The sequence below is a fragment of the Hahella sp. CR1 genome, assembly GCF_029813005.1.
Lineage (GTDB): Bacteria > Pseudomonadota > Gammaproteobacteria > Pseudomonadales > Oleiphilaceae > Hahella.
Genome location: NZ_JAPELK010000017.1, coordinates 1 through 21,490 on the forward strand (window position 1 = coordinate 1; position 21,490 = coordinate 21,490).

Below are 21,490 nucleotides of genomic sequence, written 5' to 3' on the forward strand. Positions count from 1 at the left end.
GTTGTATGATGGAGAAGTTTGGCTAAGAAGCTACTGTTTTTATGCTGATGCTCTTCTCGCAAAGCCTGTAATCGCAACCACTCTTTATAGTCCATATCTTCTTCCTGCACAGGAAGGCTTTTTATATACGCTATGGCGGCGTCAGTCCCTTTGTTTTTATAAATATTGTTGATGGTCTCCGCTCTATATTTACGTTGTTTGAAGTAGTGTTCAGTCGGGGTGGCGCGTAAAGGGATTTTTATTCTTGGAAGCGAGGATAGGAAACTACCATACTCGCTAAACATATCGGCTGTTTCCTGGCATTCCAGCTCCTCTTCCTTCAACCTTCGAATCGCCATAGTTAAGATGTAAAACTCAGAATAGTCAGCGTTTTTTTCGATAATCTGCTCCAGTTGCTGAAGCATATAGCTCTCGGGGTATGGCGTGGCGAGGGCAAGCCAGGAGGCCCACGCCAGGCTGCGGCTGCCTCTAGTTGTTATATCTTCGAAAAGTTTGGCGTCCATGGCGCAGATACAGTGATAGCAGGTATAGAAGAACTCCAGAGGCAAACATCTCACTTGTGGATATTCAGGTATAAACTTTTGATAGCCTCTGACTCTTACAAGCTGTTTGTTTAATAAACTCTTTATGCTTGGAAGTTGACCGCCTCGGAAATGTGATGCGCCATATGTAAAATGATGAGAGTCAATATAATGCTCGGAGTAGGACATAGGCTTCAGGCTTTATCATTGTAGCAATGCATTGAGTGCAGCATTTTAAAGATCTTTCGTTAAGGGAGACAAACAAAAATATGTTCAAGTCGATGATCGCCTCCATCACCGGGAAACGACCGCAAGTGGTGAAACCTTTTGGTGATAATAAGGATCAGGAAGCGGTGGCGTTTCATCTGTGTGGATACGATGAAATGACGGCGAGGGCATTGGCTGCTGCGTTTTCTGAGGTTGATCAAGTTGAGGTGGCGCAGGGCGACATCTTACATTTGAAGTGCGACGCGCTGGTCAGTCCCAGCAACAGTTTTGGTGAAATGAGCGGCGTTCTAGATAAAGCGATAGACGACTTTTATGACGGCCAGGCGCAAACAAAAGCCTGTGCGGCGATTCGTCAGGAATACCTTGGTGAGCTGCCCGTCGGCGCCGGGTTGGCGTTGGATATGCGCACGCAGCAATTTCCGGTGCTGATCCTGGCCCCGACAATGAGAATTCCCGGCAACGTCAGCGCTACACTCAACGCCTATCTGGCCATGCGCGGCTTGTTACTGACGCTTGCTCGATACAATGCGAAGTCGGATAACAAAATCAGGCATATCGCCATACCCAGCCTTTGCACTGGCGTGGGAGGCATGGACGCAGTCGAGTCTGCGACGCAAATGCGAGCAGCGTTTGATAATGTGGTTTTGAGAGGTTGGGAGAACGTGAGGCATCCGGCTATGGCGCCTTTTGCAAATCGTTGAGTGTAGTTTGAAGCAACTCAATGGATTCGAGGTGAAATTACTGATTTTGATAACAAGGATTAGGCATGTTTTTACGCTTTTTTGCCAAGTGCACATTGCCTCCTGTGAATCGCTTTTTCATAGTCCCTGTGCATTGGAACCAGCGGGCTGGAGGAAGTATCTTTAAGGGCTTTAAATTGAAAAACGCGCATGCGCGATATACAAATGCTAAACCTAAAGGAGATATCGTGCGTAGTTTGCTATTGTTGTTTATTTGTCTAAGTGGTTGCAGTAAGAATATTGATAATGCAATGACAGACAAAGACCTCATCGAAGAGTTCTCTGGGCACGAGCAGAGTTTTAAGCTTTTGATTGACATGATTACAGCAGATGCAAGTTCGTTGCAAAAGTTTGAAATCGGTAATGATCGTGTAGGGGAGTATCGTCTATACGATGAGGGATGGGAAAAGCAATATGGAAATTATGTCCCGCTGGAAGTTGTTTTGGCTGAGTATTCTTTGACCAAAGCGCGACACCAAGAATATTTAAAACTACTATCTAACACCAATGCGTCAGTGATAGAGAGATACAACGGTAGTGTGTCAGTAGTCATATCGACTTCAGGCTTTTTATTTGGAGGCTGTATTAGCCTGATTCGTTATGATCCTAAAAAACTAGAACTTACGAAGCCGTCATGGGCGCAGGTCTATTATCAAGCTAAATTTAATGACAACTGGGGCGGAGAAACCAAGTGCAATTAAGTAAAAAAACGTCCGCCATCAATAGTTTGTTCCGTGAGCAAGGCGCTCTCACTAGACGAGTTTAAAAGGCTTACTACATAGCGCTTGTTAGCATATCCTCGAAAATTGTATGAGTGTGAAGAGCCATTTGAGCTTTCCGATAGGTCTCCAGAGGAGATTGAAAAAGTTGTGGATATTCTTTTTAAAGCGTCTTAGCAAGGAAGCCTAATGTTTCTTAACTGGAGTATGATTTCTGAAACCTATAACCAGTACCAATTCGAGGACGCACGGACATGGCTCCCGTGTTTAAGTCGGTATGTTTAGAAAAAGCGGATTGCAGAGAAGAAAAGAGATAAAGGCGGCGCGCCTGGATAAGGCTAAGCGATCCGAGGTGGACGTATACTCGGATGTGGTCCCGGAAGGTGCGTTGCTTGCAAATATGGAAGTTCTGAGGGAGATAAATCCTTTAGAGCGTTTGCCAAATTTTTATGTAGATCGTCAATTCATATGTAAGGACTGTGAAAGTCACGAGATATGGACTGCTAAGCAACAGAAGTGGTGGTATGAAATCGCAAGAGGAAGTATCGCTTCGAAAGCTGTACGGTGCCGGTCGTGTCGTTATAAGGAAAAGCACAGGAAAGAGGAGGCCAGGAGAGTCCACCTTGAAGGCTTGGCAAGAAAAAATGATAAGTAGCGACAGCTAGCCTCGCGGGCTGGGAATGAGCTAAGGAATACAAAATATCTGTTGCGCAAATTTCTGTCATGGAAAGTGGTGAGCTTTTCATCTCTCCCGGTCTCTAACGTATCTGGCCGAAGCAAAGCCATTGCCCAGACTTGGGCGGTGACGCTATGATTCGGGCGATTTTTTTAAGCCATCTACTTGGAAGTTTCTCCATGATACATCTCGCGCCCGGTGAAGATATTCTGAAGGAAGGCGCCGCCAATTTGCAGAAGAACGTTGAGACGGTGGGCGGTAAGCTTTATTTGACTAATCAGCGTCTGGTTTTTCGGGCGCATGCTCTGAATGTGCAGGGCGGTGTGACGGAGATTCCGTTGGCGAAGGTATGCAAGTTAACCAAGTGCTGGACCAAGTTGTTTGGCGTGATTCCTCTCTATCCTAATTCCCTGGCTATTAGCACTCATGACAATACGGTCTTTCGCTTTGTGTTGTTTGGGCGGGATAGTTGGCGTGCGGCCATCGCGGAGCAAGTTGGAGCGCCAGCATGAAGTGGATGTTTAGGATATTGAGTGCAGTATGGGCTTTGTTTGTCCTGTTAGTGATTCTCGCTGTTGTGTCCCCATCTATGTTTCCTCAAGAGCTGCCGTTACCTCTGGCTTCTATCAAAAGCACGTTGTCGAGTGCAGTGAGCTCCCCGGTATATTTTGCACTGCCGGTATTTATAATTTTTATTATTGCGTGGCCGCTGATGCTTTTATTTATGGGGGAGAGGAGCGGTTGGAAGGCTTTGGCCGAGCGTTATCAATATTCGGCTAATAACGTCGCGACTCGTTTTATTGGTCCCAATAGCGGCATGATAGGGAAGATGTCGTACAAAAATATCTTGTTTGTAGGGGCTGATGAGCAGTACTTATATTTAAAAACGTTGTTTCTATTTCGTCTGGGTAACCCAACGCTGGCGATTCCCTGGAGCGATATCAGCGCAATCAAATCCACTACAAGTCTGTTGCCTGCCGGCGCGCCTCAGTTTTTGAGGGCTATCAGCCCTTCTGGTCGTTTCGCGAATGTTACGCTTTCCACTATGCCTGAGCAGCGGTTGACTCTGCCTTGGGATGATAGCTTTACCCGCTTCGCGTCGAATTTAAATGTTTCCCACTCAGAGCAGGCATAACGCGATGGCGCATACGACGAATGTGGTGATGATCCACGGATTAATGGGTTCCCTGAGCTACTTTGAGCCGCAAAAGCGTGTGCCTGACATTCGCTGGTTAACGCCGGATTTGCCAGGATACGCCGCGACCCCAATGCAGCATGGAGATGATGGTTTTTCTTTACGCGGTCAGGCCGAATATGTCCGCGACCTGATACTGGAGCTGGATGAGGGCCCCTGTTGGGTAGTGGGGCACAGTGTGGGCGGCGCCATTGCGATGTTGTTGGCTGAGGCGTATCCGCAGCTGGTGCGCAGCCTTATTAGCGTGGAAGGCAACTTCACTCTTAATGATGCGTTCTGGTGCAGGAAAGTCGCCGCGATGTCCATGTCGGAGTGGCGAGAAAATTATGCGGCAATGCAACGCGATCCAGAGAGCTGGCTGGCTCGCGCGGAGATTGAAGCAACCCCTGAGCGGCTTGAATGGGCGCGCGAAGTATTGCTTAACCAATCGGCGGAAACAGTCCATGCGGTGGCTACTGCCGTCGTAAAGGAAACCGCTGGAGAGGAGTATCAGGATACTGTTCGCCGCTTCGTGGATAGCGGCCTGCCGTTATACCTGCTCTCAGGCGAGCGCTCTGACGCCGGGTGGGATACGCCTGCTTATGCGCGAGCAGCGGCGCGGCAAAGCGTGAGGCAGAAAAATACCGGGCATATGATGATGTTGGAAGCGCCGGATGAGTTCTGCGACATTGTCGCCAACTTCATCCGGTCCAATTAGCGCCTTGCGTTGGCGCAGTAGATTATCTATGCGAACGTTGGGCTAGCCTTCGGATTTATTCCGGTGAATCGCCAGTCGCTCGGGGGCCTGGCACACCGGCATCACTTCGATGCGGTTGATGTTCACATTGGCGGGACGGGTCGCCGCCCAGGCCACGCAATCCGCGATATGCTCCGGCGTCAACGCATCGGCGTTCTCATATGTCGCCTTCGCTTTATCTTCATCGCCTTTGAAGCGAACCAGCGAAAATTCGCTGCCGCCTACCATGCCGGGTTCAATGTTGGTGACTCTCAGAGCCGTGCCCAACAGGTCGGCTTTTAGGTTTCGCGAGAACTGCTCGACAAAGGCTTTGGTGGCTCCGTAGACATTGCCGCCAAAGTAAGCGTATGAACCAGCGATGGAGCCGATATTGATGATATGTCCGGCATTGCGCTCCACCATGCCCGGCAACAGCAAATGAGTCATGAACGCCAGTCCGGTGCAGTTCACTTCAATCATACGGCTCCAGTCTTCCCAGGAGACGCTTTGCGCCGGACCTAATCCCAAAGCCAGCCCGGCGTTGTTGATAAGCAGATCTATGGCGGCGAATGCGGGCGGCAGGTTTTCGATCGCCGCCGTCACTGCTGGTTGATCGCAGATATCGCAGGCGATGATATGGCAGTTGGTCGGCAAGCGGGCCGCCAGCGCCTCCAGTTTATCTTGACGGCGCGCCAGCAGGATCAGGTCGTAGCCCTCATGCGCCAGTCGCTCCGCAATCGCTTCGCCCAAGCCGACGGATGCGCCTGTGACCAGCGCAACTTTTCCGTTGTGGTTTCCCGGCTTACTCATAGCATTCTCCTCACTCAGTCGTGGTCATATACAAATGCGCCTAAGTACTTGGCGATAAGGGAATTAAGTATTCAGATTTTCTCGCGGGATGAAACCCCTGAGCATCTCTTCGTTAAAAATTAGCCGGAAGTCTAAGTCTCGATTGTACAAATTACGACCTATTGCTGAGGTCGCGCCAGGATTGCCCTGATTAGAATAAAAGTGACGCCGTATCTTTTATCCACCTCAAGGAGGGCGCGCTATGAGTCAAACCGTCACTGTCGCAGTCACTGGAGCCGCCGGCAATGTGTGTCAGTCATTGCTGTTTCGTCTGGCGGCGGGCGAGCCGTTCGGACCTGACGCCAGCATCCGTTTACAACTGATAGAAAAGAGTGAATCCATGAAAGCCCTGGAAGGCCTGGCGATGGAGTTAGAGGATTGCGCGCTGCCTTTGCTGGAGAGCGTGAGTCTGCACGATGATCCCGTCAGTGGCTTCAAGGATGTGGACTTCGCGATTCTGACCGGCGCCAAGCCTCGTACGCCCAGCATGGATCGCATGCAGCAATTGCAGGAAAACCCATCCATCTTTGTCGAGCAGGGGAGAGCCCTGGGCAAGGTCGCCAAAGAAACGGTGAAAACCCTGGTCGTGGGCAATCCCGCCAACACCAACGCCCTGATCGCCTGGGCGAATGCGCGCTATCTGCCTCATCAGCAATTCTCCGCTCTGATGCGGCTGGACCACAATCGGGCGCTGGGCTTTCTCGCCCGTAAAATTGGCATCAATCCCCGCCGCATCAAGCGCCTGACGATCTGGGGCAACCACGCCAGCACTTTATTTCCAGACGCCTCTCATTTGCGTATCGATGGCCAGCCCATTCGTATGGCGCTGGATATGAACTGGTATCGGGACATTATGATCGATCAAGTGCAGCAGCGAGGGGCTGCGGTTATTTCCTGCAAGGGGAAAACCAGTTCCAGCTCCGCCGCGCAGGCGATCATCGATCACCTGAGAGACTGGCGCTTCGGCACGGAAGAAGGGGATTTCGTCAGCATGGGCGTATTAAGCCAGGGAGAATATGGCGTGACGCCGGGTCTGTTCTTTTCCTACCCGGTCACCTGCCGCCAAGGTCGGGTGGAAGTGGTGGAGGGGCTGGACCTGGACGACTTCTGCCGCCGTATGGTGCGGGTTACGGAAGAAGAGCTGGTGAGAGAACGTAAAGCGATTGAAAGCCTGTTGCCTTTGTCGCCGGAGCAGTTGCTGGCCCGCGCTCATTCGGAAGTGGCTTGAGGCTACTGAGAGTCCAGAAATGAGAAGTATAACGCCATGATTTCGTTGTAGCGGCCGGACTCATGAATATCAGCGCAGATCTCCCAGATACGCTCCGCCACGTGCTGATGACGGGCATAGAACTGACGCGAAAAGACCATGAACATGTCGTCCTGCATTAAAGGTGTGGGCAGACGTTGTACGGGGGTGTTGGGATCGTTCAGGTCAAGATACGGCTCCACCTGCATGGCGTAGCTGGCGACTAACGCCACCCGACGGCTGGTCAGCAGATTGGCCAGGTGTTTGGGTTCGTAGCGCTCAATGACCTCCACCCCCATGCGTTGCAGCAAGTCAGCGGAAGAGTAGCCCAGTCCGGCGGCGGCCTGGGCTCCCGGCGGCAGCTTCAGCGACACGCCGTCCCATTGCACTGCGGGGTCTGAGACATACAGCCACAGGGTGTTGCTGTACACCAGCTTGGATGCGTCCACCGTACCGTCCAGTTTGCGAGGGTAATGGCTGTATTGCTCCCGCTCCGGCACATAGGAGGAGCCGATCACCGCATCCGACTGACCTGTCTGTAATTGCGACAGGCAGCGTTTCCAGGGGCGGCGTTCAAAGATAATACGTATGGGCGCCTGTAGCTCTATCTCGTTCATCACCTCATAGGCGACGCCTTTATATTCCGTGGTGTCCTTGGTTTCCGCCATGGTCAGCCGATAAATGGGCGGATTTGCGACATCAATGCCGCAGACATTAATTTCAACGATGTCGGATTCAGTGCGAGCGGCTCCGACGACTCCCATCAATGCGAAGACCAGGAGCAGGATTTTCGACCATGGAGACGTCATGTGGGCGCGCATGAGTTTCTCAAATGGGCTGGGTGATATTTATACAGTCTCTTAAAAAACTATAGCACTGAGCATAACGAAGCTGTAGTTGACGCAAGCAGTGGGAGCGGTTCCTAAGGCAAAAGAGGGATATCCGGCCAGAGTTGAATGCTGCAGTATGGTGCGACGACAGTGATCAGCATCGCCGCCAAGGTGCGCCGTGAACTGTCGCTGCATCGATTATCTTGATGTTTTTCAAATAAAAATAATGACTTCTCCACGATATTTGCTTATCGCCGGACGGGGTTTTTGATGCCTTGCGCATCTTTTTACGATAGGAGAAATTTGATGTTTTCCGAGATAAATACAAGAAAACTATTGCCTGGACTGGCTTGCCTGATGTTAGTGACTGGCTGTTCCAATAATAATGATTCCAACAACGACGGCGCTAACGCCAACAAAACCGCGGACGACTTTCTGGTCGATCTGGCTCATCCCACCAAAGGCATCGGCGCCAGAGTGGCCGGAACCGAGAGTGAACGCAAAGCGGAAGCCTATCTGCTGGCTGAGATCAAGTCATTGGGCTACACGCCAAGCGCGCAAGCGTTTACCTACCATGAAAGCGATACCGAATTTAACTCCAGCAACGTCTTTTTCGAAAAGGCTGGAACCAGCCCGGATAAAATACTGGTGCTGGGGGCTCACTATGACACCACCGGCGAAGATCATGGCTCCACCGGCGCGACGGATAACGGCACAGGCGTCGCCGCCTTGTTGGAAGTAGCCAAGCGGGTCAAAGATAAAACCTTACCGTATACCTTACGTTTCGTGTTCTTCGGCGCTGAAGAGGTCGGCCTTTATGGCTCTTACAATTACGTAGAAAATTTGCCAGTTGAGGATTTAGGCAAAATCGTTGGTATGGTTAATTATGATACGGTGGCTGGCGGCGATTACCTGTATGTGCATTCCGCTGACAGCGTTAAGCCATATGATTGTAACGGCGACAAATCCTCGTACGCGGCTGGGGATACTGTACGTAAGGGGATGTTTGACGCCTCCATCGCTCTTGATGGAGACAATGACTTCTTGATACATCCAAGCGGCGGATATCAGGCAGGGGAAACCGGCGGTTGGTCTGATCACGTTGCTTTCTCCTGCCGTGGTATTCCCATTGCTTACGTTGAAGCGACTAACTTTGATATTGTAGGAAAAGATGGGAAAGACGGTTATTCGCAAACCGTTAACCCACAGTTCTGGAATTGCTTCGACGAAGCGACCATTGGCGCTTGCGACAAAGACGTCGAGGAGAAGTGGGGTAGAATATGGCATACCGGCAGCGACCGCATCGACGCCATGGAATCCGCCTTCCCTGGTAGAGTCAGCAGCCAGATGGAGCTAGCGGTCAAGGCGACGGTAGAGTTCGTCTCTTTCGCAGACTACTATTTGCCTTAATTCTCACATAGAAGGCGGGCGTCTATGCCCGCCTTGCTCTCACGGCACTCAGCTTCCTTATCTTATCTTCCGGGTCTTATCTTCAGGACGGTTTGGCCAGACGACGAATTTGCGGCGCCAGATCTTTTTGCGGAATGACAATTTCCACCAGCGCGGGGCAGTCTACCAGGGACTCCACATCCAATAATATTTTCTGCAGTTCGTCGATGGTCTGCGCCCGATATCCCATGGCGCCGTAGGCTTTGGCGAGGGACTGGTAGTCCCATTGCGGCAGGATGTCGAAAGGCGCAAAACGTCCTTCCGGCGTGAACGCCCTGATATCGACAAAGGCCTGCTCGATCGCATAGACCCCATTGCTCATCACGAAGACGACGGCGTTAATGCGATTGCGCGCCAGTGTGGACAGAGACTGGCACATCATCATGAAACCGCCATCGCCGGCGACGACATAGGGCCGCTTGCCGCTGGCCATGGCGACGCCGATGGCGCAACCGGTTTCATGTCCGAGCGATCCCCAAATGGCGTCGGCGATAAAGCTGTTTTGAGGTAATCCGTTTATGTTGCTGGCCACATAAAGCGAAGAACTTTCGCCCAGGATGAGTTCTATCTCCGACTGTAAGCGTCGCTCCTGGAAGAAGTGCGTGAGTTGATCGAAGAAGATGTTGTAGGTGAGCTGTGCGCCCAGTTCCGTGTTCCAGCCGGCGCACTCTCCATCGTCCAGGTGGACTTTTATCAATGGATGCGGGAATCCGTTTTTGCTTTTGATCTGCGCTGACAGGCCATCAATGTAATCGGTCATGGCGACGTTGCGGAAGTATTCATAGCCCACGCGCACCTGTTCATCGTTAACCAGAATAATCTCGGAGAAATCGCTCTGCATCAGGTCCAGATAGTCGTCGGTGAAAATCACGCCAAGGGCCAGTATGCAATCGACGTTCTTCATGTATTCCCGCGTGCCGGGACAGGACGCGGCGCCCGCATAGGTGCCGATGAACTGGGGATGACTTTCATCGAGGACGGACTTCGCCTCCAGCGTGGTGGTGAAGGGCAGCCCGCTGGCCTCGACCATGCGCAGCGCCTGTTCCTGCAGGCCATAACGGGCGATCTCGATGCCCAGCATGATCACGCCGCGTTTGGCGTTGACCAGTCTCTGCAGGGTTTCATCCACCACCGCCCGCAATGACGCTCTGTCGCTGACCGGAGGTTGCGGTCGCAGTGGGTACTCCGGCTCCCGGCAGGGCTCGCCCCATACGTTTTGCCACGCCTCCAGATAAATGGGACGGCGCTTGCTGATGGCGGCGGTGAGGGCGCGGTCGATCTGCAGCGGGGCCTCGGCGGCGTTGCTCAGGACTTCCGAGGCGACAGTGACTTGCTCAAAGACCTTTTTATCCGCATTCAGATTGCCGGTCGAATGATGAAACAACACGCCTTTGTCGCGAATGATCAGTCTGTCCTGGGCGGACGGGCTGGCGCTGACCACCACCACTGGATTGCGCTCTACGTAAGACCCCGCCACGGCGTTCAACACGCTGAAGGTTCCGACGCCGTACTGGACGGATACCGCGCCGATGCCGGCGAAACGGGCGTAGCCGTCGGCGGCGTAACCCGCGCCCAGCTCATTGATGTCTCCCACGGCGTCCACGCCATCGAATTTTTCCAGCGCTTCCATGAATTCGGAAACATAATCGCCGGGCACTTGAAACACTTTGCCGAGACCAAGCTGGCGCAGGCGGGTGAGCAGATAGTCGGCGACGGTAAATGAGTTATCCTTCAACATTGTCGATTCCTTTGTACGCAAATTGAGTGACTTCATCCAACACTTTCTTGCAGTCATCGCAGGTGAGACAGTCGCATTCGTCAGCGCAACCGTCCGGGCAGGGGACCGGCATCAGGGAGAATTTTTGTTCCGGGGGCAGCCAGGAGGGGCGCGTCATGGCGAAAAAATCCTCCAGGGTCGACTCGGCGACGGTCAACGCGCCTTCCACCCAGCCCTGATCGTAGGAGTAGGCTTCGCCGACAATAAAAATCTGTTGATCCTCCACCGGATGGCGCATGCGGCACATGATCCTGTCGAGCCGATAATTGGCTTTCCATTCATGCCAGCCGCCGCCGTAGGGATCGTCGTCCCAGGCGTGATACACCGCGCTGTATGGCTCCGGCAGCTCCACTTGATCATGGACCTGGCGCACTTGTTGTTGCGCCGCGCGCACCATGTCTTCGCTGACCTGATAGCGGGTGCGGGGCACGATCTTGTCGGCGCTGATATCCGCCTCCAGGCAGGACGGTTTGTAGCCGATGAAAGGCAGTCCGTCTTCCAGCCCCTTCCAAAACGGGACCGTGCCAATATCGTTATAGGAGGCCATCAGCAGAGAGTTCAGGAAAGGCTCGCCGCCGGATTGCTCGCATTCGGTTCCCATGTAGTAAACCTGTCTCACCGGCAGATCCGTGACGGAGCGTCCCGCCACCAATCCCAGACTGCGCCACCAGGGCTTTTCATAGGCGAGGAACAGCTTGAAGGCGGATTGGATTAGCACGGACGGCAGGTTCTCCTGCAGCCAGGGATCATCGAAAAACTCCGACTTGATCAGTTCCAGAGAGCGACGCGGCATGGCCAGGATAATGCGCTTGGCGCGCACGATGGTTTCGCCGGGTTGGTCCGTGGTTTTTCCATCCACCGTATGCATATGTTGAAAATGCAGGCTGTAGGGATAATCGTCGTCGCCGGTGTAGCGAATCTCCGCCAGACGATGATTCATGTAGAGACGCTTGCTTCCGAGCAGGCTCCCCGGCGCCTGCACAAACTGCTCGCACAGTGTGAGGGGCAGCGACTGGAAGCCGTGTTTCAGCGTGAGAAACTTCGTCTCATCGCTGTACTCTGTCGCTGGCAGCTGCGTCGCGGCATTGGCGTTGGCCACGTTGGCGTCATAGCCGCCAGCGTCCTTCATGAACATATAGCCTTCATTGCTGAGCACCCGGTAGAGCAGATCCCAGAAGCCGTACTTCCACATCTCTTTGCCGAATACTTTCACCCGCATCTGATCGCACAGAGACAAGTCGGCGAAACCGGGATACAGGTAGTTCATGATTTTGACCTGCAGATCCTCGGGCCCATAACCGCGCTCGCTCCACGCCAGGTTATAGGGAATCCTGTCGGGATGACTGCTGAAGTCCCGATAGCGGAAACGTACGCCGCGCAGGAAAAAGAGATTGTCTTGGGAGCCAACGGGTTCGGGCGCTCCCATGGGGAAATCCTTCGTCGGCAACTGCAGGTATTTGACCAGATTGGCTACCAGAATATGAGCGTCGGGGATGTAGCGCATGCCGCCGACTTCCGCCACCACATTGGGAAGACCGGGCAGCGTGATGCTGTAGAGGCGACCGCCGATACGGTCACTGTACTCAAACAATGCGATCGCCTGCTTGTCGCCAAATTCCGACTGCAAGCGCCAGGCGCTGTATACGCCGGAAACTCCTCCACCGACAATCGCGACATCCAAGGTCAATGCAGCGTTATCCATCAGCCCACTCCTTGTCAGCGAAACATTACTTTTTATTCCGTTCTTCAAGTAATAAAAAACATAGGCGTGGTTCAAAAAATAGCCAAATTGATTTTTGTAAGAGTGGGTTCAGGTTTGTTAAAGAATGGTTGTAACTTGCTGTAAAAAATATATATTCGCTCGACATTTCCTATTGCGCGAAACCCGTTTCGAACTTCGGCGCGCCGCCTCAGGTATTTCATCACAGGTATTGAACATAAATGAAGAGCGTCTTGGCTAAGTCCCTTTTTCTTTCCATTGGTCTGTCGGCTTTCGCTTTTGCTGAAGAAGCCAGTATGGAGCGTCTTCCTGACATGTTAGCGAAGATCAAATATGTCGCTAAGCTGACCGAAGCCTGTCCTGACAGCTACCAAACGGAATATCTCAATTGGCGTATGGTCAATCAGGTCGAGGCTATTGAGGCGGCTGTTAATATTCTACTGTTGAATGATGGGCAGCTTCAGGTCCGCTTGGCGGATATCGCCAGGGACGCGGCAGCGGAAGTTAAACTGCACAGCGCCGATTACTGCGCCCATTTGGAGAAAATCCTCGCCAATCCGGACTTTATGCCGGTATTTGCATTCCCTGAACTGACGCAGAAGCTACTCGATGGAACCCCACAGGAAGTCTTAACAAGCGAAATGGAGCGAGTCGCCGGACAACCGCTGGACCTGGAGCTAATCAGGCAGGATATGGCGCAAGTAGAGGCGGTGATGTTCAATCGCCGCCAAGTGCGCATTGCAGGAAAGTTGGCGACGGTGGATAGGCCCGAGCTGCTGTTTAAGAACGGCGATCTCTGCATGGATGCGCATGCGTTGGTATTTCGCGGCGGAATTGCGAGACATAAAGCCAGGCGCCCCGTTAAGTGGACGCGCTGGCGAATCAACAATGGCGAACGGGAATGGCTGAACGGTGAGACGTGGGAAAAGTTCGTCTCCGCCAAAGAGTTCCCGCCGCTTCAAGAAGATTTCCGTATGGAGAATACACTGAGTTTTCAGGAGGAGACGGACGGCGGCGCATTTCCCATAATCAACGTTGTTCGTTACCAGTTTTTCTCCGACGGAAAGTTCATCCGCAACTTGGACTCATACCCAAGTCACGACGACGCTCTCAGCTCCACCGTCAGTTTTTATTACCCGGAGGAAGAAGGACGCTATGAGATCCACGGTTATCTGCTGACGTTGCACTTTGACAGTGGCGAAACCATCTACAAAACCCTCGTGCGTGACAAAAACGCCCCATCGCCCACATGGCTGGATGGGAATGAGTATGTGGAATAAACGGCTTTTTCCGAGCTTCATACTGTCAGCATTCCGTCGGCTTTAGGATGAGTTGGGGCGATTATTACCTGGGGTAAATCATAGTTGTAACCTGGGCAGGGTTATGTTTTTTATAACGTTTTTGATTATCTCTCCTGAGGAGGTCGCATGCTGATGCAGACCCCCTCGTGGTATCAGGAGATCAAACAAAGGCGTTCATGAATGAAGCGACTCCTGTCCGGGATTATTTTCTCCACCACTGCCTTCTCTACTTCTGTGCTAGGCGGCTCGGGGTTTGAAGAATTTCCCAACCTATATACGAATATCCGATTCGCCACAGAACTGGCCAAAGCATGCCCAACTGAGCATGTTTTAGAGTATCAGTCCTGGCGCGAACGCAATCATATCGATGATATCGACATCGTGATGCAGGCCTTGTTAGCGAAGGATAAGAAACTTCAGAACAATGTCGTGAAAGCGGACAAGGCGATGAAGGAAAAAGTCAGCGTCCTCGGCTCCAAGAGCTGCGTCCTTCTGGGAGAAATTCTGACCAGCGAAGAGTATCAGCCCGCGACCCGTTACAAGGGCCTGATGGATAAGTTGCTCGCCATCGCCCCCCAGGCCAAAGCTTTGAAGGAAAAGGAAAAGGAAAAGGAAAAGGAAAAGGAAAAGGAGCCGCCCCTTGATCCTGTGCTGATCCAGAAAGACATCGCCAAAATAGAGACCGTCCTGTTCGACAAGAAGGTCGTCCACAGTTATGGAATGATCCTAAAGGAAGCCTACCCGATATTACTTTTTGAAAATGGCGAAGCCTGCAAGGATATTCGAGCGTTAGTGTTTCCGGGCGGCGTCGACGCCCATAAAGCCAGATATCCCAAACGCTGGACCCAATGGCGCAAAAGCTGGGGCGATTATGAGTGGCTGAAAGGGGATAAGTGGAAGGCGTTCGCTTACGATGAGGAATATCCGCCGATAGCAAAAGGATTTCGTATTAACAACAAATTCCACTATGTCGGCGGCTCCAGTACTGGCGACAGCACCGTGGCGACAATCAAAAACTTTCAGTTTTTCTCAGACGGCAGATTTATCAGCGGCGCGCAGGTCTACGCCAGCACGGAAATCTCTGGCGCCAGCTCGACCTTCAACCATGTGTCCCCTGAGCAAAAGGGCAAATACGACATCGACGGCTATCTGCTGACCCTCCGATACGATAGCGGCGAGACCCGATATCGAGCCATCGTTCTCGACGAAAAAGACCCCTCGCCAATATGGCTGAATGGAGACGGCTATGTGGAATAGGGTGCTGTGAGGGAGATTGGCGGCGGAGTGATATAGTGCGCTTTTCCAGAGTGGCTTGGCCAATAGGGCGAGCAAAGTCGGCCGGTGAGATTTGATCAGAACAAGTTACCGCTGTGCTAAGGTTTAAGCGTTCCTGTTTATGATGGAGTTCAAATGAGATCCAGTTGCCCCGAATGCGGCTTTATTTTTCCACGGAAGGGCCCAGAGTTGATTGTGCTCAGTAAGACTAGGATCGGAAACGCAACCTGCTTAGTGTGTCCGCACTGCCACTCAAAACTAGTGCAAAAGCCACGCCTTGGTTTGGCGATACTGGCATGTATAAACCTTATTTGCGTGGGCATTGTTGCGACAGTGAATCTAGGGTACGCCTCTGTTAGCAAAGAATTACTGATGGCGGTGTTCGCCGTCATAATGACGGTATCCGTGGCCAAGCTCATTCTTTTTATTAAGCAGCCTGACATTTATGAAGTCATGAAACCGCGCTCTGACTCTTAGACTTCCCTGGATCGTCTTGTGCAAATATTTGTCCTTCCCTTTTTGAATATTTGTGACATATTATGTCCGCAGGTGTCTCCAACAAGAGGTCTGTGGATTAATTATGTTGATCACTAATATCGAAACCATTCCTGGTAAAAATATCGTCAAACATCTTGGTCTGGTGCAGGGTAGTACTGTGCGTTCTAAGCATGTGGGGCGCGACATCATGGCGGGCTTGAAGAATATATTCGGCGGTGAGTTGCGCGGTTATACCGAGCTGTTGGAAGACGCCCGGGGCGAGGCGCTGGAGCGGATGAAAAGACAGGCGCGCGGCATGGGCGCCAATGCGGTGATTAACGTGCGTTTCGCCACTTCGTCTGTGGCGCAGGGCGCAGCGGAGCTGTTTGTCTATGGTACGGCGGTGGTCATGGAGTAACGCCCATGGAAATCCTGATCAATATTGGCTTGTTTTTGCTATTGATGACGTTGGGCTATGGATTTGGGCGTCGCGCTGAGAAAGCCCACTTCAAGTCATTGCGGATTCGCGAGGCGAAGCATCGAGCGGTTATCTTATCCATGGGGCGGCATATTCCTCCGACTCGCGCCAATGTGGAGGCGCGACTGGTAACCGGCAGCGTGGTGGTGTCCGTTGATTATTTCAAACGCTTCTTCGCCATGTTGCGACTGTTGATCGGCGGCCGTCTGTTCAGCTACGAATCCTTGATGGAAAGAGCGCGTCGAGAAGCGATTCTGCGCATGAAGGCGCAGGCTGTTTCCCTCGGCTCCAAAGAGATCTACAACGTAAAACTGGAAACCTCGACCATTTCTAATGGGTTACAAAACGCCCTGGGCACAGTCGAAGTGCTGGCTTATGGAACGGCGGTCGTTGATAAGTGAGACCCGGCGACGCAGCAGCGTGCTTTTGCGCCTGCTTATTAGCGCATCTTGATAGATAGAAATCCGAACCATGTTAATCAAGCGCAAAACCAACAATCTGATGACATTGGAATGCCGTGAAGTGCGCTGGTTGCTGATTTTGTTTGCAGTCGCCGCCGCGCTTGTTTCCGTTCTGCTGTACAAATCATTCAGTTGGGTGGGCGTAGCAGGTCTGGGGCTGGCCGTTCCGGTGTTCGTCTGGTTCGCAATGATTTCCGCCAACGCCAGCGTTACTTTGGACAAAGAGCGCGGTCTGTTTGTCTGCACGCGAAAACGACTGTGGCGCGACGTGGAGCATTTCGAATGTCCGCTGCATGAAATTAGCGACGTGATTCTGGAAACTAATGACGACGCCACCCGTCTGGGTTTTGTTATGCAGAGCAAGACTCTGTTTCCCAGTGAAATATTCTCTTCCAGCGCCTGGAGAAGCGAGCAGCGCATCTACCAGGAAGTGCGCGACTTTTTGTTTGGCTGATAGAGAGAAGTCAGTCTAAACAAATATTTACTGGATAAATCTACAACTCAACTTTAGCATTCGCCCTAGTCTTGTTGATAAATAGGGTGTTATGCATATGAAGTTACGTCTGGCTTTGTGTTTGATTCTGGCTGCGCCAATGCTCGCCAATGCAGGGATCAAAGATGAAAATTTTGGCTCTGCAACGGTTGCGCAGGTCACCAGTATTTATGATGGCGACACCTTTCGCGCCGACATCGCTGACTGGCCGGCGATTGTGGGGCAACGTATCGGCGTGCGCATCAAACATATCGATACCCCTGAGCTGCGCGGTTCCTGCAAGAAAGAAAAGGCTTTGGCGCTGAAAGCCAAGCAGTTTCTGGTGGAGAAGCTGAGAAGCGCGAAAGAGGTGAAACTGGAAAATATCCAGCGGGATAAATATTTCCGGGTGCTGGCGGACGTCGTGGCCGACGGTGAAAGTCTGGGCCAGTCCCTGATCAAGGAAAAGCTCGCTGTGCCCTATGAAGGCGGAACCAAAATCGATTGGTGCAAAGCCTGATCCAACGCTGGTAAATGCTCCCGCCTTGACCAAGGCGCAATCGCAATCAGGTCAACGACTTAACTTTCAGGCGGGGGCGCTGGTATGCTGACGAGCGCAGGATTATCCTGCCGAACTGAGTGAGTAAAAGGAGAGTTTACGTTGGCTAAAGTTCTATCTGTCAGCAAGAGCGCTGAACATACGTTTACCAAGAAACAGGTCCCCACTATTCAGCTGGTCGCCGGTGAAGGCGTCGATGGCGACGCCCATCGCGGCGCCATGGTGAAGCATATCCATCTCGTTAAGAAAGACGCGCAATCGCCCAACTTGCGTCAGGTGCATTTGATTCATAATGAGTTGCTGGAAGAACTGCAAGGCAAAGGATTCAATGTCAGCCCCGGCGTGATCGGAGAGAACATCACCACCAGCGGTTTGGATCTGTTGTCGTTGCCGGTTGGGACGATTCTTAAATTCGGCGCGACCGCCCGTATAGAGTTGACCGGATTGCGCAGCCCTTGTTCACAGCTTGATAAGCATCAGAAAGGACTCGTCGCCGCTGTGCTGGATCGTGACGAGCAGGGCAATCTGATCCGCAAATCCGGCGTAATGGCGATTGTGCTGGAGGGCGGCCCCGTAAGCGTTGACGACGCCATCAACGTCGAAATGCCGCCAGAGCCTCATCGTCCTTTGGTTCCAGTTTGAGCCGACTTTTGACGTAGCAATGGCGCCGCAGGTAGCTTTTCAGAGATTCATTAAGTCATGCAAGGAGATTGCAACATGCCTGTCGTGGTAGCGGTAAGCAAGAGTGATCAACATGTGTTTTCCAAAACACAGACTCCTTCCATCACACTGATTGCAGGTGAGGGCGTTGAAGGCGACGCCCATCGTGGCGTGACGGTCAAACATCGTTCCCGCGTCAAAAAGAATCCGCAGGCGCCGAATCTGCGGCAGGTGCATCTGGTGCACAATGAGCTGTTGGAAGGCCTGCGCCAGCAGGGTTTTCAGGTGGCGCCCGGCGTTATCGGCGAGAATATCACCACGCAAGGGCTTGATCTGCTGTCATTGCCAACCGGCGCCAGATTAACGATTGGAGAGCAGGTTGAAGTCGAGATCACCGGATTACGCAATCCCTGCGCACAACTGGATAACTATCAAAAAGGGCTGACCGCAGCGGTGCTGGATCGGGACGAGCAGGGCGAACTGGTGCGCAAGGCCGGCGTGATGGCGATTGTGCTGACCGGCGGCGTCATCAAAGAAGGCGACGCCATCGCCGTATCGCTACCGCCTGAGCCCTATTTGCCACTTGCTCCCGTGTAATGTCGGCGGACTCCGGTATGCGTATCCGCCCCGCTACAGTGGAAGACGCTCCAACCATCGCCGTCATTCATGTGGCGGCGTGGCGGGAAGCCTATCGCGGGCTGATGTCGAGTGAATTTCTGGCGTCTCTGTCCGTGGAAAAAAGAACGCAGCAATGGACGGCGGCGTTAGCGCAAGACAGCCCGATATTGCGTCTGGTGATTGAGCATGAGGGATGTGTCGCCGGGTTCTGCAGCAGCGGCGCGTTTCGCGACGAGCAACTCGCCAGGGAAGAGGGCGTCGAACTTTACTCCATCAATATTGACCCCAACTACTGGCGGCATGGCCTGGGTAAAGGGCTGATAGAGTATGTGAGCGACCACTATCTACAGAAAAAAGCCAAGGCCATATACCTGTGGGTGTTGAACGGAAACCAGCGCGCCATGGCGTTTTATAAAAACTTGGGATTTCTGCCCGACGGCAGATCCAAGGTGGACTATGGGCATGCCGGCGAGCCGCTGCATGAATTGTTATTTGTCAGGAGATTATCGGCTTGAGCAAACCTGCCGACTTCATTCAGAAATGGCGTGAACAAGGTCATCAATTCCATCCTCCCACCACAAGCGAGGCGATCAAACTCGTATTTTCCCGACTGGGAATGGCTGCGACACAGGATATTTTGGAGTTCTACCTTGAATGCGATGGAATGAGCGATTGTGGCGCCGGGCTTGTGCGTTTTTGGCCGCTTGCCGAGATTGAGGCAAACGCTCAGTACACGAATGAATTCGGCGTGCTTTTCGCTGATTTTCTCTTGGAAAGCGAGCTCTTTCGGATAAAGCCTAAAGATGAATATAGCGTTCAAGTGTACAGCGACTGCTTTGATGGAGATAAGCCTCGGTTAGTCTCGCAGAGCCTGGGCGAATTCATGCGCAAAATAGATATCGACGATCTACAAGGCAATTAAAACGATGAGTAAACACTATTCCCGCGAAGCAAAAATGATGTTGCTGTTTCCGGTTATCTTGTTTGCGCTGGGCATTATTGGCGTGATGGTGATACCGAAGCTGAAACAATATCTGGCGGAGGATGACTGTTCCCCAAGCGCCGTTCATGCCGCTGCTGATCAAGACTGTTCCTCCTCTTCTTCTCCTGCCTCAAAAAACTGACCCTCCAGTCAGCTCCCTTTCTCTTTTTATCTAATATCTAATGCTTGAAATCACCTATTTGGGCGGTTTCGCGTCCGCTTTCTAACGCTTATAGTGGCCCACAGGAAATAAAAATATCCGCGTTTGGCGCAGACAGGGTCCGCCGAACGTTAAAACAAAAATAACAAAGGACAAAGGTTCATCGTTATGTTTTTCAAGGAAAAGCAGGGCCTTGTTTTGGCCTGCGGCGCAATAGCCGCGTTAGCTTTAAGTTATTTTTTCTTTGGCGGTCAGGGCGTGGATATCCCTGACGCTGAAGCGGCGGTGACGCCTGCCGTCGAGACGCCGCCTGTCGCCGCTGCGACCACTGCGCCAACCGGGAGCGTCGTCGCGCTATCGCAGCCGTCGCCATCCATGACGGCGGATGCCGAAGAAGAGGCAGAAGCAGGCGAGAATCCTTTCTTTGAAAAGGAAGTGAAAGCGCGCCTGACTCAGGTCGCTGATCAATATCAGGATCAGATTCAGTACCCCAGTTTTTCCAATCCGATACGAGATAAAGAGGCGCTCGCCAAGTATCTCCCCAATAAAAGCGTTGCCGCAGGCATGCCGTTGGATTTCAAAGATCCAAACAGTCCCCGCATCAGCCTCGAAACCACGAAGAGCCAGTACTTCATTGGCGAGGACGTTGTCGCGTCGGTGAGCGTCACTGGCCTGAATGCCGGATCGACGGTGGAAGCGGACGGACGTCTGGTGGAGCAGGCTGAAACCTTAGCCGTCACCAAGGGCGTCCAGCGTAGCGGCTCCGTGTTCAATTTAACCTTCTCCGGCAGCGATCCTGCGCTGACGGAAGCGGGGAGCGATTTACGCGTCATCGCCAACCTGACCATTAATGGCCGCGTCTTTGAAATCGGAACGCCGGTTACCTATACCCCCAGCGTGGCGCAGGTGACTTACGTGGATGCGGCGGAAGTGCGCGGCGCCTATTTGTATATTCCTGTGCATGTCCAGGTGAACGCCCCCGGTTTTCACGAGATCTCAGCCATTCTTTACAGCGCTGACGCCAATGAGCCTCTAGTGCATTTATCCGCGCAGGAAGAGATTCAGGTGGAAAATGGCCTGGTGTACCTGCGGGCTCATATTGCGGCGCTGAAACAGAAAGGCGACGCCGGGCCATATCGGCTGCGGGACATTTCCTTGACCCGGATGCCGGCTCCTCCCACCTATCAAACCGAATACGGAAGCGTCGCCAAGGCGTCCTTTGCGGTGAACGGTTTTCCTTTCTCTGACTATGACGATGTTCCCTATGTCGATGAAGACGCGCAGAAGCGGTTGGAGTTTCTGCGCCAGTTGGGAAGCGTGCAGTAAACGGGCGCGACGTTGCGGACGTTAAGCCCGCAGCGCCACCGATTCTCGAAAACAAA

At 52.6% G+C, this 21,490-nt stretch carries 24 protein-coding genes; 19 read left to right on the forward strand and 5 right to left on the reverse strand.

From position 1 onward, the window contains the following. Positions 1-710, reverse strand: a 710-nt coding sequence (locus ONV78_RS27845; protein ID WP_279507801.1) for a hypothetical protein, incomplete at its 3' end; no start/stop codon positions are given. Positions 711-790: 80 nt separating this feature from the next. Here ONV78_RS27845 and ONV78_RS27850 point away from each other — a divergent pair. The 5 genes from ONV78_RS27850 to ONV78_RS27870 all read left to right on the forward strand — a co-directional run bounded on the left by ONV78_RS27850 (position 791) and on the right by ONV78_RS27870 (position 4,776). Further along, the gene (locus ONV78_RS27850) at positions 791-1,450 is read left to right on the forward strand and encodes a macro domain-containing protein (RefSeq protein WP_279507802.1); all 660 of its coding nucleotides are present in this window, start codon (positions 791-793) and stop codon (positions 1,448-1,450) included. Between the two features lie 65 nt (positions 1,451-1,515). Beyond that, positions 1,516-2,190: a hypothetical protein gene (locus ONV78_RS27855; RefSeq protein ID WP_279507804.1), complete on the forward strand. Its 675-nt coding sequence runs from the start codon at positions 1,516-1,518 to the stop codon at positions 2,188-2,190. Positions 2,191-3,063: 873 nt separating this feature from the next. Further along, the gene (locus tag ONV78_RS27860; protein WP_279507805.1) at positions 3,064-3,396 is read left to right on the forward strand and encodes a GRAM domain-containing protein; all 333 of its coding nucleotides are present in this window, start codon (positions 3,064-3,066) and stop codon (positions 3,394-3,396) included. Further along, positions 3,393-4,019 carry a hypothetical protein gene (locus tag ONV78_RS27865; protein ID WP_279507806.1) on the forward strand — a complete coding sequence of 209 codons (627 nt, stop codon included), beginning with the start codon at positions 3,393-3,395 and terminating at the stop codon, positions 4,017-4,019. The genes ONV78_RS27860 and ONV78_RS27865 overlap by 4 nt, the downstream gene beginning before the upstream one ends. Positions 4,020-4,023: 4 nt before the next feature. Continuing rightward, entirely contained in the window at positions 4,024-4,776 is a 753-nt protein-coding gene (locus ONV78_RS27870; RefSeq protein WP_279507807.1) for an alpha/beta hydrolase, read from the forward strand. A 42-nt stretch (positions 4,777-4,818) separates the two neighbouring features. Here ONV78_RS27870 and ONV78_RS27875 read toward each other — a convergent pair whose 3' ends face one another. Continuing rightward, entirely contained in the window at positions 4,819-5,604 is a 786-nt protein-coding gene (locus ONV78_RS27875; protein ID WP_216738287.1) for an SDR family NAD(P)-dependent oxidoreductase, read from the reverse strand. Positions 5,605-5,845: 241 nt separating this feature from the next. Here ONV78_RS27875 and ONV78_RS27880 point away from each other — a divergent pair, with 241 nt between their 5' ends. Further along, on the forward strand, positions 5,846-6,871 hold the full coding sequence (locus tag ONV78_RS27880) for a malate dehydrogenase (protein WP_216738288.1): 1,026 nt from the start codon (positions 5,846-5,848) through the stop codon (positions 6,869-6,871). 2 nt (positions 6,872-6,873) lie between these two features. On the opposite strand, the gene ONV78_RS27885 is transcribed toward ONV78_RS27880, so the two are convergent. Beyond that, positions 6,874-7,698, reverse strand: a complete 825-nt coding sequence (locus ONV78_RS27885) for a transporter substrate-binding domain-containing protein (protein WP_279507808.1) — start codon at positions 7,696-7,698, stop codon at positions 6,874-6,876. Between the two features lie 327 nt (positions 7,699-8,025). Between ONV78_RS27885 and ONV78_RS27890 the strand changes: the two genes are divergently transcribed. Continuing rightward, a complete protein-coding gene (locus tag ONV78_RS27890; RefSeq protein ID WP_279507809.1) occupies positions 8,026-9,129 on the forward strand; it encodes a M28 family metallopeptidase in 1,104 nt (367 codons plus the stop codon). An 82-nt stretch (positions 9,130-9,211) separates the two neighbouring features. Here ONV78_RS27890 and ONV78_RS27895 read toward each other — a convergent pair whose 3' ends face one another. Further along, positions 9,212-10,906, reverse strand: coding sequence for a thiamine pyrophosphate-binding protein (locus ONV78_RS27895; protein WP_279507810.1), 1,695 nt, complete (start codon positions 10,904-10,906; stop codon positions 9,212-9,214). Then, on the reverse strand, positions 10,893-12,647 hold the full coding sequence (locus ONV78_RS27900) for an FAD-dependent oxidoreductase (RefSeq protein WP_279507811.1): 1,755 nt from the start codon (positions 12,645-12,647) through the stop codon (positions 10,893-10,895). Before ONV78_RS27900 ends, ONV78_RS27895 begins: the two co-directional genes overlap by 14 nt. Before the next feature lie 251 nt (positions 12,648-12,898). Here ONV78_RS27900 and ONV78_RS27905 point away from each other — a divergent pair, with 251 nt between their 5' ends. From ONV78_RS27905 to ONV78_RS27960, 12 genes are all read left to right on the forward strand, one after another. Continuing rightward, the gene (locus tag ONV78_RS27905) at positions 12,899-13,945 is read left to right on the forward strand and encodes a hypothetical protein (RefSeq protein WP_279507812.1); all 1,047 of its coding nucleotides are present in this window, start codon (positions 12,899-12,901) and stop codon (positions 13,943-13,945) included. Between the two features lie 201 nt (positions 13,946-14,146). After that, positions 14,147-15,223: a hypothetical protein gene (locus tag ONV78_RS27910; protein WP_279507813.1), complete on the forward strand. Its 1,077-nt coding sequence runs from the start codon at positions 14,147-14,149 to the stop codon at positions 15,221-15,223. Positions 15,224-15,821: 598 nt separating this feature from the next. Further along, positions 15,822-16,136, forward strand: a complete 315-nt coding sequence (locus tag ONV78_RS27915) for a YbjQ family protein (RefSeq protein ID WP_011395889.1) — start codon at positions 15,822-15,824, stop codon at positions 16,134-16,136. A gap of 5 nt (positions 16,137-16,141) precedes the next feature. After that, positions 16,142-16,597: a YbjQ family protein gene (locus ONV78_RS27920; protein ID WP_279507814.1), complete on the forward strand. Its 456-nt coding sequence runs from the start codon at positions 16,142-16,144 to the stop codon at positions 16,595-16,597. Positions 16,598-16,667: 70 nt separating this feature from the next. Further along, the gene (locus ONV78_RS27925; protein WP_279507815.1) at positions 16,668-17,111 is read left to right on the forward strand and encodes a hypothetical protein; all 444 of its coding nucleotides are present in this window, start codon (positions 16,668-16,670) and stop codon (positions 17,109-17,111) included. Between the two features lie 97 nt (positions 17,112-17,208). After that, a complete protein-coding gene (locus tag ONV78_RS27930) occupies positions 17,209-17,649 on the forward strand; it encodes a thermonuclease family protein (RefSeq protein ID WP_279507816.1) in 441 nt (146 codons plus the stop codon). Between the two features lie 141 nt (positions 17,650-17,790). Beyond that, on the forward strand, positions 17,791-18,330 hold the full coding sequence (locus ONV78_RS27935) for an MOSC domain-containing protein (RefSeq protein WP_279507817.1): 540 nt from the start codon (positions 17,791-17,793) through the stop codon (positions 18,328-18,330). Positions 18,331-18,405: 75 nt separating this feature from the next. Then, entirely contained in the window at positions 18,406-18,945 is a 540-nt protein-coding gene (locus tag ONV78_RS27940) for an MOSC domain-containing protein (protein WP_279507818.1), read from the forward strand. Between the two features lie 17 nt (positions 18,946-18,962). Then, positions 18,963-19,481 carry a GNAT family N-acetyltransferase gene (locus ONV78_RS27945; RefSeq protein ID WP_279507819.1) on the forward strand — a complete coding sequence of 173 codons (519 nt, stop codon included), beginning with the start codon at positions 18,963-18,965 and terminating at the stop codon, positions 19,479-19,481. Next, the gene (locus ONV78_RS27950) at positions 19,478-19,888 is read left to right on the forward strand and encodes a hypothetical protein (RefSeq protein WP_279507820.1); all 411 of its coding nucleotides are present in this window, start codon (positions 19,478-19,480) and stop codon (positions 19,886-19,888) included. Before ONV78_RS27945 ends, ONV78_RS27950 begins: the two co-directional genes overlap by 4 nt. A 4-nt stretch (positions 19,889-19,892) precedes the next feature. After that, positions 19,893-20,090: a hypothetical protein gene (locus ONV78_RS27955; RefSeq protein ID WP_279507821.1), complete on the forward strand. Its 198-nt coding sequence runs from the start codon at positions 19,893-19,895 to the stop codon at positions 20,088-20,090. 186 nt (positions 20,091-20,276) lie between these two features. Beyond that, positions 20,277-21,434: a hypothetical protein gene (locus ONV78_RS27960; RefSeq protein ID WP_279507822.1), complete on the forward strand. Its 1,158-nt coding sequence runs from the start codon at positions 20,277-20,279 to the stop codon at positions 21,432-21,434. The last annotated feature ends 56 nt before the right edge of the window (positions 21,435-21,490 follow it).